Here is a 15,147-nt window from a genome sequence, read left to right as displayed (position 1 = left end):
TTAACCTCGCGCCTCTGTTGCGCCTGCGTCTTCAACGCTGGCGGCCAGAATGGCCAGAACCAGTTGCTGGAAATCCAGACCGGCAGCCCGCGCCGCCATCGGCACCAGGCTGTGATCGGTCATGCCCGGTGCGGTATTGACTTCGAGGAACCAGAACTGCCCGTCGGCGTCCTGCATCACGTCCGCCCGGCCCCAACCGGCGATACCCAGCGCCTCACAGGCCTTGGCCGTGAGTTCCATGAGTTCCTGTTCCTTGGCCGCGTCGAGCCCGCACGGAATGCGGTACTGGGTATCGTTGGCGATGTACTTGGCGTCGTAGTCGTAGAACGTGTGCGGTGTACCCAGGGCGATAGGAGGCAACACCTGGTCACGCAGGGTGGCGATGGTGAACTCCGGACCTTGAATCCATTGCTCGACCAACACTTGCGAATCGTAGGTACTGGCCGCTTTCCATGCGTCGATCAACTCGGACGCAGAATTCACTTTGGCCATCCCGATACTTGAACCTTCATGCGCCGGTTTGACGATCAAAGGCAGGCCCAGTTCCGTCGCTGCGGAAATACAATCGGCTTCGCTGCACAGTACGGCGTGACGCGGCGTCGGAATCCCGAGACTGTGCCAGACCTGCTTGGTGCGCAGCTTGTCCATCGCCAGTGCCGAGGCGAGGATGCCGCTGCCGGTGTAAGGGATGCCGGCGCACTCGAGCAGGCCCTGCATGCTGCCGTCTTCACCGCCGCGACCGTGGAGAATGATGAACGCGCGGTCGATCTTTTCGCTGAGCAGACGCTGCAGGAAGTCTTCGCCCACATCGATGCCGAACGCGTCGACGCCAGCGCTTTGCAGCGCCTCGAGCACGGCGTTGCCGGATTTCAGCGAAACCTCACGCTCGGCACTCAGGCCGCCGAAGAGCACGGCGACGCGGCCGAAGTCTTTCGGCGCGATGGTGGAGAACAGCTTGGCGTAGGCAGCAGTCATTTCAACTTCCCCTCGACCGGCGCCGCCACGGCGCCGGCGAACAATTCACTTTTCAACAGCTTCGGCGCGAGACCGCCGATATCACCAGCGCCCTGGCACAGCAGAATGTCGCCGGCGCGCAGCAGCGGCTTGACCAGCGGCGCCAGGTCAACGCCCCGCTCGATGTAGATCGGGTCGAGCTGACCGCGCTGGCGGATGCTGTTGCACAGCTTGCGGCTGTCGGCGCCCGGGATCGGCTCTTCGCCGGCCGGATAGACTTCCATCAGCAGCAGCACGTTGGCGTCGGCCAGTACATTGACGAAGTCGTCGTACAGATCACGGGTGCGGCTGTAGCGATGCGGCTGGTAGACCATCACCAGACGACGCTCCGGCCAGCCACCGCGCACGGCTTTGATCACGGCAGCGACTTCGGTCGGGTGGTGCCCGTAGTCGTCGACCAGCATCACGTTGCCGCCGTCCACCGGCAGTTCGCCGTAGACCTGGAAGCGTCGGCCAACGCCCTGGAAGCCCGACAGGCCCTGAACGATGGCTTCATCGCTGACGCCTTCGTCGGTGGCGATGCAGATGGTCGCCAGCGAGTTGAGCACGTTGTGGTTGCCGGGCATGTTCACCGACACGTCCAGCGGCTCGCGATCCGGGCGCAGCACGGTGAAGAAGGTCTGCATGCCCTGCTGACGGACATTGATTGCGCGTACGTCGGCGTCTTCGCTGAAGCCGTAGGTCACGGTCGGACGTTTCACCAGCGGCAGGATTTCGCGCACCACCGGATCGTCCAGGCACATCACCGCCAAACCGTAGAACGGCAGGTTGTGCAGGAATTCGACGAAGGTTTTCTTCAGTTTGTTGAAGTCACCGTCGTAGGTCGCCATGTGGTCGGCGTCGATGTTGGTGACCACGGCCACCAGCGGCTGCAGATGCAGGAAGCTCGCATCGCTTTCGTCGGCTTCGGCGATCAGATAACGGCTGGTGCCGAGCTGGGCATTGGTGCCCGCTGCATTCAGGCGACCACCGATGACGAACGTCGGGTCCAGACCACCGGCCGCGAACACCGAAGCGATCAGGCTGGTGGTGGTGGTTTTGCCATGGGTACCGGCGACGGCGATGCCGTGGCGATAGCGCATCAGCTCGGCGAGCATTTCTGCACGCGGCACCACGGGAATGCGGCGCTCAAGCGCAGTCGCCACTTCCGGGTTGGACGTGTTCACTGCGCTCGACACCACCAGCACGTCAGCGGTAGCGGCGTTCTCGGCACGGTGACCGATGAAGATCTGCGCGCCGAAGGTTTCCAGGCGCTCGGTGACCGGCGACGCTTTCAGGTCGGAACCGGAGACTTGATACCCCAGGTTCAACAACACTTCAGCGATACCGCACATGCCCACGCCGCCGATGCCGACGAAGTGGATGCGCCGGATGCGGCGCATTTCCGGTTGTGGCATGGCTTTCTGATTCTCAACCATGGGCCACCTCCAGACAGGTATCGACCACGCTACGGGTGGCATCGGGTTTGGCCAGTCGGCGGGCCGCTTGGGCCATTGCTTCGAGTCGTTGCGGTTGCATCAAGACCTCTGTCAGGCGCGCGGCAAGATCCGCGGCACCAGTCGTTCTTTGCGGCATCAGGAAGGCAGCGCCTTCGCGGGCCAAATAATCGGCGTTGCGGGTCTGGTGATCGTCGATCGCGTGGGGCAAAGGCACCAGCATCGAGGGCAGACCGGCGGCCGCCAGCTCACTGATGGTCAACGCGCCAGCGCGGCACACCACCAGGTCAGCCCAGCCATAGGCCTGGGCCATGTCTTTGATGAACGGCTGCACCTGCGCCTCCACGCCCACGGCGCGGTAACGCTCGGCAGTCACTTCATCGTGATTTTTGCCGGCCTGATGAAACACTTCCGGGCGCAGGTCGGGAGCGACTTGGGCCAGGGCTTCAGGCAGCAATTTGTTCAACGGTTCTGCGCCCAGGCTGCCGCCAAGGATCAGCAAACGCGCTTTGCGCCCGGCCAGCGCCGGTCGCGATGTGTCGAGGAACAGCTCGCTGCGCACCGGATTACCGGTGGTACGGCGGCTGTCCGACAGAGTAAAGGTGTCGGGGAACGCTTCACACACTCGGGCGGCGAACGGCACCAGCAACCGATTGGCGGTGCCGGCGACAGCGTTCTGCTCGTGAACGATCACCGGCACGCCAGCCAGTTTCGCGGCGAGACCACCAGGGCCGGTCACATATCCGCCAAAGCCAACCACGCACACCGGCTTCAGGCGGCGCATGATCGCCCGCGCCTGCCACACCGATTTCAGCAACATCAGCGGCGCCTTGAGCAGCGACAGCTTGCCCTTGCCGCGCAGACCGCTGGCGTCGATCCGGTGCAGTTCAAGCCCTGCCGCCGGAACCAGTTCGTTTTCGATCCCGCGTGGCGTGCCGAGCCAGTGCACGGTGTAGCCGCGCGCCTGAAACTCGCGGGCACAGGCCAGCGCCGGAAACACGTGGCCGCCGGTACCGCCGGCCATGATCAATACGTTAGCGCCCATGAGTCGGCTCCTCGGCGAAGTCGCTCTCCTGGAATTCCATCTCTTCGCTGCCCAGGTGGGTTCGACTCTCCCACTCGATGCGCAGCAACAGGCCCAGACAGGCGCAGCAGATCACCAGCGAGCTGCCGCCGTAACTGAGGAACGGCAAGGTCAGACCCTTGGTTGGCAGCAGGCCGACGTTCACACCGATGTTGATCAGGAACTGACCAATCCACAGGAACGACAAGCCGTAAGCCACGTAAGCGGCGAAGAACTGCTTGGCCTTCTCCGCCCACAGGCCGATGTACATGCCGCGAATACACACGAACACGAACAGCGCGACGGTGCACAGCGAACCGACCGCACCGAGCTCTTCGGCGAGTACCGAGAACACGAAGTCGGTATGCGCTTCCGGCAGATAAAACTGCTTCTGCACGCTGTTGCCCAGGCCGACGCCCAGCCACTCGCCGCGACCGAAAGCGATCAAGGCCTGCGACAACTGATAACCGGCGCCGAACTGGTCGGCCCACGGGTCGGCGAAGTTGGTCAGACGCGCCATTCGATAGGGCTGCATCTGGATCAGCAAAACCACCGCGCCAACCGCCAGCACCACCATCAGCGAGAAGCGGAACAGCCCGACCCCGCCAAGAAACAGCATCGCCGCCGCCGCGCCCATCATGACTACGGTGGCACCGAAGTCAGGCTCCATCAGCAACAGACCGGCCATTGGCAGCAGAACGATGAACGGCTTGAAGAAGCCCATCCAGCTCTCGCGTACTTCTTTCTGCCGGCGCACCAGATAACCGGCGAGGTAGATCACCACGAACACCTTGGCGATTTCCGACGGCTGCACGTTGAAGAAGCTGAAACCGATCCAGCGCATCGAACCGTTCACTTCGCGACCGATGCCGGGAATGATCACCATCACCAGCAGGCCGAACGCACCGATCAGCATCATCCAGCCGAGGCGCTGCCAAGTGGCGATCGGGATCATCATGGTGACAATGCACGCGCCCAGACCCAGCACCACATAGATAAGGTGGCGAATCATGTAATACAGCGGACTGCCCGACTGCGCCGCCGCCACTTCGGTGGACGCCGAAGCGATCATGATCAGCCCCAGACCCAGCAGCGCCAGGCAACCGGCGAGCATCGGGAAATCGAGGTCGATGCCACGCCCGGTGATCAGCGGCGACGGGTACGGCTTGATGATGTTTCTCAGGTTCATGCCAGTTCCTCCACAGCGCGGACGAACTGGTGACCACGGTCTTCGTAATTCTTGAACATGTCGAAACTGGCGCAGGCCGGCGACAGCAGCACCACGTCACCCGGTTGGGCAGCGGCGCGGCATTGCGCGACGGCGTCGACCAGCGAGGACGCACGGATCAGCGGCACGGCATCACCGATGGCTGCGCCGATCTTGTCGGAGTCGCGGCCCATCAGCACCACAGCGCGGCAGTTGGCCGCCACCGGATCGCGCAGATCGTTGAATTCGGCGCCTTTGCCGTCACCGCCGGCGATCAGAATGACCTTGCCGTCGATGTCTGCGCCCAAACCTTCGATGGCGGCCAGAGCGGCGCCAACGTTGGTGGCTTTGGAATCGTTGTAATAGGCCACGCTATCGAGATCGCGCACCCACTGGCAGCGATGCGCGAGGCCGGCAAACGTGCGCAATGCCGAGAGCATGGCGTCGAACGGCAGGCCCACGGCGTGACCCAGTGCCAATGCGGCGAGAGCGTTGGACTGGTTGTGCGCGCCGCGAATCTTCAGTTCACGCACCGGCATCAGGTTCTGGAATTCGAAGGCGAGGTACTTCTCGCCGTCTTCTTCGCGAATGCCGAACGCCTTGAAATCCGGTTTGCTCAGGCCAAAGGTCCAGCATGGCTGGCCTTCGCCGATCAATGGACGGCTCAGGGCATCCTGACGGTTGACCACAAACTGCTTCGCGCCCCGGAAGATCCGGTGCTTGGCCAGGTGATAGGCCGGCAGACCGCTGTAGCGATCCATGTGGTCTTCGCTGATGTTCAGCACGGTGGCGACTTCGGCGTTGAGCTGGTCGGTGGTTTCCAGTTGGAAACTCGACAACTCCATGACGTACAACTCGACATCATCGCTGAGCAGATCCAGCGCCGGGGTGCCGAGGTTGCCGCCGACAGCGACGCGCTTGCCGGCCGCAGCTGCCATCTCGCCGACCAGCGTGGTCACGGTACTTTTCGCGTTGGAACCGGTGATCGCGACGATCGGCGCCCGCGCATTACGCGCGAACAGTTCGATGTCGCCGGACATTTTCACGCCACGGGCAGCGGCGGCTTGCAGGGCCGGGGTCGCCAGCGCCAGGCCGGGGCTCACGTAGAGCTCGTCGGCACGGCAGAGGAATTCGACGTCCAGCTCGCCACAACGCACTTCCACGTGCGGATAGTCACGCTTGAGCGTGGCCAGTTCCGGTGGATTTTCCCGCGTGTCGGCCACAGCAAACGACGTGCCCCGGTTCGCCAGGAAGCGAACCAGGGACATGCCGCTCTTGCCGAGGCCGACAACGATGCGGAAGTGGTCAGAAGCGATCAGAGACACTCGTTCTACCTCAGCTTCAGGGTGGCAAGGCCGACCAGGACGAGAATCACGGTGATGATCCAGAAACGGACGATCACGCGCGGCTCGGGCCAGCCCTTGAGTTCAAAGTGGTGGTGAATCGGCGCCATGCGGAACACACGGCGACCGGTCAGCTTAAAGGAGGCAACCTGAATGACCACTGACAGGGTTTCCATCACGAACACGCCGCCCATGATGAACAGGACGATTTCCTGACGGACGATCACCGCGATGGTGCCCAGTGCCGCGCCGAGTGCCAGGGCACCCACGTCGCCCATGAACACTTGCGCCGGATAGGTGTTGAACCAGAGGAAACCGAGGCCGGCACCGATCAGCGCGCCGCAGAACACGATCAGCTCGCCCGCACCCGGAACGTAAGGGATCAGCAGATATTCGGCGAATTTCACGTTACCCGACAGGTAGCAGAAAATCCCCAGACCGCCGCCGACCATCACCGTCGGCATGATCGCCAGGCCGTCGAGGCCGTCAGTCAGGTTGACCGCGTTGCTCGAACCGACGATCACAAAATAGGTCAGCACGATGAACCCGGCGCCCAGCGGAATGCTGTAGTCCTTGAGCATCGGCAGGATCAGCGTGGTTTCCACCGGAGTGGACGCGGTCATATAAAGGAAGATCGCCGCACCGAGGCCGAACACAGACTGCCAGAAATACTTCCAGCGGCTCGGCAGGCCACGGGAGTTTTTCTCGATGACTTTGCGGTAATCGTCGACCCAGCCGATGGCGCCGAACAGCAGGGTCACCAGCAGCACTACCCAGACGTAGCGGTTGCTCAGGTCAGCCCAGAGCAGAGTGCTGACGCCGATCGAAGACAGAATCAGCGCGCCACCCATGGTCGGCGTGCCGGATTTGGACAGGTGCGATTGCGGGCCGTCGTTACGTACCGATTGGCCGATCTGACGGTTCTGCAGAGTACGGATCATCCACGGGCCATAGCACAGCGACAAGACCAGCGCGGTCAGCACACCGAGAATCCCGCGCAGGGTCAGGTACTGGAAGACCGCGAAGCCTTTGTAGAACTGTTGCAGATACTCCGCTAGCAGCAGCAGCATTAATGTTTCTCCAGACTGGACCCGCACAGAGCCGCAACGATGTTTTCCATCGCTGCGCTGCGCGAACCCTTGATCAAAATGGTGGTGTTTGTGTCCTGCTCGGCGGCGAGGGCCTGGATCAGCTCGGCCTGGGTGCCGAAGTGCTGCGCCTGCTCACCGAAAGCGTTTACGGCGTGGACCATGTTCGGCCCGACCGCGTAAAGCGCGGAAACCTTGCCTCGGGCGTACTCGCCCACGTCGCGGTGCCCCTGCTCCGCCCAGTCGCCCAACTCGCCGATATCGCCGAGCACCAGGACGGTGCGGCCGGAAAAGCCGGCGAGTATATCAACGGCCGCACACATCGAGGTGGGGTTTGCGTTGTAGGTGTCATCGATCACGCGCATGCCGTTTTTCGCCAGTTGCGCGACGGTGCGCCCCTTGACCGGTTGCACCGCGCCGAGGCCGGTGGCGATGCCGAACAGCGAAACGCCCAAGGCGTGGGCAGCAGCGGCGGCAGCCAGGGCATTGGCGACGTTATGGGTACCGAGCAGGTTCAGTTGCACGCGCTCGCTACCTTCTGGGGTGTGCAGATTGAACGCCGGGCAACCGCGGGCATCGGTGGCCAGATCGCTGGCGTGGAAATTCGCCTCGCTGTTGCTCAGGGCGAAGGTCAACACCTGACGACCGGCAGCGCGGGTCTTCCAGATACCGAAGGCCTTGTCATCGAGGTTGAGCACGGCGATGCCATCGGCGGCCAGACCCTCGATGATTTCGCCTTTGGCTTCGACGATTTTTTCCGGACCGCCGAACTCACCGACGTGAGCGGTGCCGGCGTTGTTCAGGATCGCTACGTGCGGCCTGGTCAGGCCGACGGTGTAGGCGATTTCACCGAGACGCGAAGCGCCCAGTTCGATCACGGCGGAGGTGTGTTCCGGCGCCAGCTCGATCAGGGTCAGCGGGACGCCGAGGTCGTTGTTCAGGTTGCCACGGGTCGCCAGCACCGGACCGCGGGTACGCAGGATGCTCGCGAGCATTTCCTTGACCGTGGTCTTGCCGCTGGAACCGGTCACCGCTGCCACGGGCTGAGTGAACGCAGCACGGTTCAAGGCGCCGAGTTGGCCGAGGGCCTGACGGGTGTCCTTGACCAGCAGTTGCGGCAACGCGCTGTCGGCGACTTCGCGCTCGACCAGTGCCGCCACGGCGCCTTTGCCGGCGACGTCGTTCAGGTAGTCATGACCGTCGAAACGCGGGCCGGTCAGGGCGATGAACAACTGACCAGGCTGGATCGCACGGCTGTCGATACTGACGCCGTCGAAACTCGCGTCAGCGCCGATCAAACGGGCCTCGAGTGCGTTGGTCAGTGCGCTGAGTGTCAGGGCCTTAAGCATGGGCCACCTCCCACGCGGTCAGGGCATGATCGGCCTCGACCAGATCGGAAAACGCATGGCGCACGCCGTTGATTTCCTGATAGTCCTCGTGACCTTTGCCGGCCAGCACAATCACGTCGTCAGCGGTTGCGCCGGCAATCAATTGCGCAATGGCCTGACCGCGACCGGCGACGAAGGTGACTTTATCCACAGCGGTAAAACCGGCACGGATGTCGTCGAAAATCACCGCAGGATCTTCGGTGCGCGGGTTGTCGTCGGTGACCAGCACTTGGTCAGCCAGACGCTCGACCACTTCGGCCATCAACGGGCGTTTGCCACGATCGCGATCCCCGCCGCAGCCGAACAGGCACAGGAGTTGGCCTTTGACGTGAGGGCGCAGCGCAGTGAGAACCTTTTCCAGCGCATCGGGCGTGTGGGCGTAATCGACCACCACCAGCGGCTGCGTGCCGCCACCCAGACGCTGCATGCGCCCGGCCGGGCCTTCGAGCTTTGGCAGCACTTTGAGAATTTCGTCGAGGGCGTAATCCAGGCCAAGCAAGGCGCCGACTGCGGCCAGCACATTGCTCAGGTTGAAACGCCCGAGCAATGTGCTGCGCAGGTGGTGCTCGCCCTGTGGCGTGACCAGCGTGGCGCGCACGCCATGATCGTCGAACTGCGCTTCGCGGCAGAACAGGTAGGCACTGCTGTCGAGCAGGCTGTAGGTGATCAAACGCGACTCGCGCTTTTCCGCCGCCAGTTGCCGCCCGAAATCGTCGTCGAGGTTGACCACGCGGCAATTCAGGTCATTCCAGGCGAACAGCCGGGCCTTGGCCTCGGCGTACGCCTGCATGGTGCCGTGATAATCCAGATGATCGCGGGACAGGTTGGTCATCACCGCCACGTCAAACGCCAGCGCAGTGACCCGGCCCTGATCCAGACCGTGGGACGAGACTTCCATGGCCACGGCTTTCGCGCCGGCCTTTTTCAGGTCACCCAGGGTCGCTTGCACGGCAATCGGGTTCGGCGTGGTGTGCAGGCCGCTTTCCAGCGCGCCATAGAAGCCGGAACCCAGCGTACCGACAATGCCGCAATGCTGGCCGAGCAGATCCAGCGCCTGCGCGACCAGTTGGGTCACGCTGGTCTTGCCATTGGTGCCGGTGACGCCGATCAGGTTCAGGTGATGACTCGGCTCACCGTAAAAACGCCCGGCGATGTCCGACAGCTGCGCCGCCAGACCTTTGACCGGAATCAGCGGCACGTCAGTGATCGGCAGCACGGTGGCGCCTTCGACTTCATAAGCCACGGCAGCCGCGCCGCGTTGCAAGGCATCGGCGATGTGCGCACGGCCATCGAAGCGGCCACCCGGTACAGCAAGAAACAGATCGCCGGCGCGCACGTTGCGGCTGTCCAGCGCCAGTTCACGGATCAACAGATCGTGGCCGGCGTGGGGGAATATCTTGTTCAGACTTAATGACATCAGCCGCGCCCTCCATTGGCTTTCAGCGGAACGACCGGGGTGGCATTGGCCTGTTGGGTGGTCGGCAGGTTGTCCGGGGTCACGTTCATCAGGCGCAGGGTGCCGGACATCACACGGCTGAACACCGGCGCCGACACCAGGCCACCGAAGTAACCGGCCTTGGTTGGCTCATCAATCACCACAACGATGGCGTAACGCGGATCGCTCATCGGGCCGAAGCCGGCGAACAGCGAACGGTAGGAATTTTCCGCGTAGCCCTTGGTGCCGACCGAGGTCTTGCGCGCGGTACCCGACTTGCCGCCGACGTGATAAGCCGGCACCTGCGCACGGAACACTCCGCGCGGCGCTTCGATCACTTGCTGCAACATGCCCTGCATGGTTTTCGCCACGGCTTCCGGCAGCACTTGGGTGGTCTGCGGCATCTTGTCGGTTTTGATCAGGGTCAGCGGCGCGAGGCGGCCGTTGTTGGCCAGTGCCGAGAACGCATGCACCAACTGGATCGCGGTCACGGAAATGCCGTAGCCGTAAGACAAGGTTGCAGTTTCAGCCTTGCGCCATTCGCGGTAGTTGGGCAGATTGCCGACACGTTCGCCGGGGAAGCCTAGGCCGGTGTCCTGACCGAGGCCGACTTTCTGCGCGAGACGAAAAATGGTTTCGCCGCCGATATCGAAGGCGACTTTACTCATGCCGACGTTACTGGAATTGATCAGGATGCCGGTCAGATCGAGCACCGGCCCTTCGGTCTTCGACACGTCTTTGATGGTGTATTTGCCGATCTGCAACGAGCCCGGATACACCTCGACGGTGTCGCTCGGTTTCCAGCGGCCGGTTTCGATCGCCGCGCTCATGGAAATGGCTTTCATGGTCGAACCCGGCTCGAACACGTCGATCATGGCGCGGTTGCGCATCATCGCCGGTTGCAGGTTGCGACGGTTGTTCGGGTTGTAGGTCGGCTGGTTGACCATGGCCAGGATCTCGCCGGTCTTCACATCCATGATCACCAGACTGCCGGCCTTGGCGCCGTTCTCGATGATCGCGTTGCGCAGCTCGCGGTTGGCCAGGTATTGCAGACGCAGGTCAATCGACAACGCCAAGGGCTTGCCGGCCTTGGCGTTCTTGGTGACTTGAACATCCTTGATCAACCGGCCACGGCGATCCTTGATGACTTGTCGTTTGCCCGGCACCCCGGCCAGCCATTCGTCATAGGCCAGCTCGACGCCTTCACGGCCGTGATCGTCGATGTCGGTAAAGCCGACCATGTGCGCGGTGACTTCACCGGCCGGATAGAAACGACGGAATTCTTCGATGCCATAGACGCCCGGCACTTTCAGATCGAGCACAGCCTGGCCCTGCTCGGGGGTCAGCCCGCGCACCAGGTAAATGAATTCTTTGTTGGCCTGGGCTTCGAGGCGCTCGCTTAGCGCTTTCGGGTTCTGGCCCAACGCGGCGGCAAGTGCCGGCCACTTCTCTTTGGCCGACTGCATTTCCTTGGCGTTGGCCCACAGCGTGGTCACTGGCGTACTGACGGCCAGAGGCTCGCCGTTACGGTCGGTGATCAGGCCACGGTGCGCCGGAATCGGAATGTGGCGCAGGCTGCGCGCGTCGCCCTGCCCTTTGAGGAAGTCACGGTCGACCACTTGCAGGTCGATGATTCGCCAGCAGATCGCCGCGACCATCAGGCCGAGCAGCGCCACCATCAGGCGGAAGCGCCAGGGGAACAGTGCGCCTTCGAGTTTCATCATGGCGCCACCATCTTCACGTCAGCCGCGCCAGGAATGTGCATTTTCAATTGTTCGGTGGCCAGCACTTCGATGCGGCTGTGCGCGGTCCAGGTGCTCTGCTCGAGAATCAAGCGCCCCCACTCGGCCTGCGCCTTGTCGCGCACGCTGAGTTCGTTGTAAAGGGTGTTGAGCAACTGCCGGTTCCAATGCGCGCTGTAGGACACGGCGATAGCCGAAAACAGCACGCCGATAAACAGCAGCAGCATCAGAAAGCTGCCGCCGGGCAGTGGTTTGGCGAAAAGCTTGCTCACCGCAACTTCTCCGCGACACGCATGACAGCGCTACGGGAACGTGGGTTGGCTTTGAGTTCGGCGTCGGAGGCCGTCTGCGCTTTGCCGTGGATTTTGATTTTCGGTTCGAAGGCGACGTGGCGAACCGGCAGGTTGCGCGGCAGGTTATCGGCTTCGCCTTTCACCAGCTTGCGCATGAACAGTTTGACGATGCGGTCTTCCAGCGAGTGGAAGCTGATCACCACCAGACGGCCGCCGATTTCCAGCGCTTCCAGCGCGGCGTCGAGACCGGCCTCCAGATCGCCCAATTCATTGTTGACGTGAATGCGCAGCCCCTGGAACGCACGGGTGGCCGGGTTCTTGCCCTTTTCCCACGCCGGGTTGGCGACTTTCAGCACTTCGGCCAGATCGGCAGTGCGCTCGAACGGCTTGATATCACGACGTTCGGCGACGGCACGGGCCATGCGCCCGGAAAAACGTTCTTCACCGTACTCCTTGAACACCCGGGCGATTTCTTCCACCGGCGCGGTGTTGACGAATTCGGCAGCGCTGATGCCACGGGACGGGTCCATGCGCATGTCCAGCGGCCCGTCATTGAGGAAGCTGAAGCCGCGCTCGGCGTCGTCGAGCTGCGGCGACGACACGCCGAGATCAAGCAGAATGCCGCTGACCTTGCCGGTCAGGCCTTGCTCGGCAACCACCGAGCCGAGCTCGGCAAAGCTGCGCTGCACAACGACAAAGCGGCCGTCTTCGGCCGCTAGCGTTTGCCCGGTGGCAATCGCTTGAGGATCCTTGTCGAACCCAATGAGTCGACCGTCCGGCCCGAGCTGGCTGAGGATCAACCGGCTGTGTCCGCCGCGCCCGAACGTGCCGTCCAGATAGCAGCCATCAGGACGTACGGCGAGAGCCTCGACGGCTTCGTCAAGCAGTACGGTGATGTGGTTAAAGCCGCTATCAATAGTCACAGGATCAAATCACGCAGTTCATCAGGCATCGCGCCCGGTTGTTGAATAGCAGCAAGGTCAGCGGCAGACACCGCGTTCCATGCATCCTCGTCCCACAATTGGAACTTGTTCAGTTGGCCGACCAGCATCGCGCGCTTGTCGAGCTTGGCGTACTCGCGCAGACGCGGCGGAACCAGGAAACGACCACTGCCATCGAGTTCAAGGTCGACGGCATTACCAATCAATAAACGTTGCAGGCGACGGTTCTCTTCGCGAAGCGAAGGGAGTGCGCGCAACTTGGTTTCAATAATTTCCCACTCATCGAGCGGGTAGACACACAGACATGGATCAACGGCATCGATGGTCACGATCAATTGGCCGGAACTGCGCGAATCGAGCTCGTCACGGTACCGGCTCGGCATGGCGAGACGGCCCTTTGCATCGAGACTGATAGCGTTAGCTCCGCGAAACACGTCAGCGTTTCTCCAATTTTTATCGTTTTGAGCTCAAAAAACCCACTTCATGCCACTTTCCGCCACTTGCGCACACTATAGGAATGCGCCCACCACACCGTCAAGGCGCGGATTAAAGGAAAAGCCTTACAGAACGGAGATTTAGCGACGTAAAAGGAGGCTTAACGAGAATCTGACGTGAAGTTTTGACCGATAACTTGATGCAGCACTGAAAGCTGCGCTCGAAAGTTAAAGTAGTTTGTTAAGAGTAAGATTTTTTCGGTATTACAAAGACGCTTCGGCTGTTGATTGAAGCAAGGTGGGAAAAGGCTATTACCGCGTTTGCCGCTGCCGGAATTTGAGACCTGGCTGGCTGATATTACACAGCCGCGTCTTTTTTGTTTCAAGCAGGGAAAGAAAAAGGTGGAGAGTCGATCTGTAAGCCGGGTTCTGTCTTGAACAGTCATTCGTCTACGATGGCCATCACTGGACATCTTTAGCAACCTACCCGGTCCCAGCGCGGGCCACGCCTTGGGACCCTATTTGGTCTTGCTCCAAGTGGGGTTTACCTAGCCACGAACTGTTGCCAGACGTGCGGTGCGCTCTTACCGCACCTTTTCACCCTTACCGGCGCTTGCGCGCTTAGGCGGTTATTTTCTGTGGCACTTTCCGTAGGCTCACGCCTCCCAGGCATTACCTGGCACTTCGCCCTATGGAGCCCGGACTTTCCTCCCCCCCCTAATTTTCATAGAGGGCAGCGACTGTCCGATCGACTCTCCGCCGCGAAGGTTAACGGCAGAGCGCCGGAAGAACAAGCGCTAAAACCCTCCAGAGCGCCATGGGCGACGGCTTACACGCCTTTCTGCTTATCCAGCGCCACTTGATAAAGCACGTTTTTGCGCTCGCCGGTGATTTGCGCTGCCAGTGCGGCGGCGCGCTTGAGCGGCATTTCTTCCAGGAGCAGATCGAGGATGCGCATGGCTTCGCTGCTGACCGCGTCCTCCGACTCCGGCGCGGTCCACCCAGCCACCAGCACCACGCACTCGCCGCGCTGCTGATTGCTGTCGGACTCGACGAAAGCGCGCAGCTCGCTGAGCGGCAGGCCTTTGAGGGTTTCGAAGGTTTTGGTGATTTCCCGCGCCAGCAAAGCCTGACGCTCGCCGCCAAACACCGCTTCCATATCCTGCAAGCATTCGAGAATGCGATGCGGCGCCTCATAGAAGATCAACGTGCGCGGTTCTTCTTTGACCGCTTGCAGACGTGCCTTGCGCCCGACCGACTTGGCCGGCAGGAAACCTTCGAAGATAAAACGGTCGGACGGCAATCCCGCTGCCGACAGCGCCGCGATCAACGCGCAGGCGCCGGGTACCGGCACCACATTGATGCCGGCCGCACGGGCCTGACGCACCAGGTGATAACCCGGATCGGAGATCAGCGGCGTACCGGCATCGGAAATCAGCGCCACGTTGTCCCCCGCCAGCAGTCGGGTGATAAAGCGGCTACCCTCATCCCGTTCGTTGTGTTCGTGACACGCGGCCAGCGGCGTACCGATGCCGAAGTGCTGCATCAGGCGCGCCGAATGCCGGGTATCTTCCGCTGCAATCAATGCCACTTCACGCAGGATCTTCAGGGCCCGGGCGCTGATGTCGTCCAGGTTGCCGATGGGCGTCGCCACCACATAAAGCGAGCCAGCAGCGGAATTCAAAGGACCTGGAGCAGTCAAAGCGCACACCTCGTGATCGGTAAAAGCGGCCATTGTAGCGCGTCACGAGGCTGGCGATGCG

13 protein-coding genes and 1 other RNA gene are annotated in these 15,147 nt (G+C 62.1%); all 14 read right to left on the bottom strand.

The window, feature by feature from the left end:
* Complete coding sequence (locus AC0Z4S_RS25640) at nt 1-975, bottom strand: D-alanine--D-alanine ligase (protein WP_016773280.1); 975 nt, start codon at nt 973-975, stop codon at nt 1-3.
* Nucleotides 972-2,432: a UDP-N-acetylmuramate--L-alanine ligase gene (gene murC, locus AC0Z4S_RS25635; RefSeq protein ID WP_024014243.1), complete on the bottom strand. Its 1,461-nt coding sequence runs from the start codon at nt 2,430-2,432 to the stop codon at nt 972-974. The genes AC0Z4S_RS25640 and murC overlap by 4 nt, the downstream gene beginning before the upstream one ends.
* Nucleotides 2,425-3,495: an undecaprenyldiphospho-muramoylpentapeptide beta-N-acetylglucosaminyltransferase gene (murG, locus tag AC0Z4S_RS25630; RefSeq protein WP_485625016.1), complete on the bottom strand. Its 1,071-nt coding sequence runs from the start codon at nt 3,493-3,495 to the stop codon at nt 2,425-2,427. The genes murC and murG overlap by 8 nt, the downstream gene beginning before the upstream one ends.
* Complete coding sequence (ftsW, locus tag AC0Z4S_RS25625; protein ID WP_016773276.1) at nt 3,485-4,702, bottom strand: putative lipid II flippase FtsW; 1,218 nt, start codon at nt 4,700-4,702, stop codon at nt 3,485-3,487. Before ftsW ends, murG begins: the two co-directional genes overlap by 11 nt.
* The gene (murD, locus tag AC0Z4S_RS25620; RefSeq protein ID WP_485625015.1) at nt 4,699-6,045 is read right to left on the bottom strand and encodes a UDP-N-acetylmuramoyl-L-alanine--D-glutamate ligase; all 1,347 of its coding nucleotides are present in this window, start codon (nt 6,043-6,045) and stop codon (nt 4,699-4,701) included. Before murD ends, ftsW begins: the two co-directional genes overlap by 4 nt.
* A 5-nt stretch (nt 6,046-6,050) precedes the next feature.
* A complete protein-coding gene (gene mraY, locus AC0Z4S_RS25615) occupies nt 6,051-7,133 on the bottom strand; it encodes a phospho-N-acetylmuramoyl-pentapeptide-transferase (RefSeq protein ID WP_090286123.1) in 1,083 nt (360 codons plus the stop codon).
* Nucleotides 7,133-8,500, bottom strand: coding sequence for a UDP-N-acetylmuramoyl-tripeptide--D-alanyl-D-alanine ligase (locus AC0Z4S_RS25610; RefSeq protein ID WP_485625014.1), 1,368 nt, complete (start codon nt 8,498-8,500; stop codon nt 7,133-7,135). The genes mraY and AC0Z4S_RS25610 overlap by 1 nt, the downstream gene beginning before the upstream one ends.
* The gene (locus AC0Z4S_RS25605) at nt 8,493-9,956 is read right to left on the bottom strand and encodes a UDP-N-acetylmuramoyl-L-alanyl-D-glutamate--2,6-diaminopimelate ligase (RefSeq protein WP_485625013.1); all 1,464 of its coding nucleotides are present in this window, start codon (nt 9,954-9,956) and stop codon (nt 8,493-8,495) included. Before AC0Z4S_RS25605 ends, AC0Z4S_RS25610 begins: the two co-directional genes overlap by 8 nt.
* Nucleotides 9,956-11,695 (bottom strand): peptidoglycan D,D-transpeptidase FtsI family protein, encoded by a 1,740-nt coding sequence (locus AC0Z4S_RS25600; protein WP_174823877.1) that lies wholly within the window; start codon nt 11,693-11,695, stop codon nt 9,956-9,958. Before AC0Z4S_RS25600 ends, AC0Z4S_RS25605 begins: the two co-directional genes overlap by 1 nt.
* A complete protein-coding gene (gene ftsL, locus AC0Z4S_RS25595; protein WP_016773269.1) occupies nt 11,695-11,988 on the bottom strand; it encodes a cell division protein FtsL in 294 nt (97 codons plus the stop codon). The genes AC0Z4S_RS25600 and ftsL overlap by 1 nt, the downstream gene beginning before the upstream one ends.
* The gene (rsmH, locus tag AC0Z4S_RS25590; protein ID WP_408005117.1) at nt 11,985-12,932 is read right to left on the bottom strand and encodes a 16S rRNA (cytosine(1402)-N(4))-methyltransferase RsmH; all 948 of its coding nucleotides are present in this window, start codon (nt 12,930-12,932) and stop codon (nt 11,985-11,987) included. The genes ftsL and rsmH overlap by 4 nt, the downstream gene beginning before the upstream one ends.
* The gene (gene mraZ, locus AC0Z4S_RS25585; RefSeq protein WP_007917012.1) at nt 12,929-13,384 is read right to left on the bottom strand and encodes a division/cell wall cluster transcriptional repressor MraZ; all 456 of its coding nucleotides are present in this window, start codon (nt 13,382-13,384) and stop codon (nt 12,929-12,931) included. Before mraZ ends, rsmH begins: the two co-directional genes overlap by 4 nt.
* A gap of 402 nt (nt 13,385-13,786) precedes the next feature.
* Nucleotides 13,787-14,140: RNase P RNA component class A (gene rnpB / locus AC0Z4S_RS25580), an RNA gene on the bottom strand.
* A 73-nt stretch (nt 14,141-14,213) separates the two neighbouring features.
* Nucleotides 14,214-15,119, bottom strand: coding sequence for a 16S rRNA (cytidine(1402)-2'-O)-methyltransferase (gene rsmI, locus AC0Z4S_RS25575; RefSeq protein WP_485625012.1), 906 nt, complete (start codon nt 15,117-15,119; stop codon nt 14,214-14,216).
* Between the last annotated feature and the right edge of the window lie 28 nt (nt 15,120-15,147).

The organism is Pseudomonas sp. 1L-B-1-E-C1 (assembly GCF_057291835.1).
This window is presented reverse-complemented; position numbering and strand designations above follow the sequence as displayed.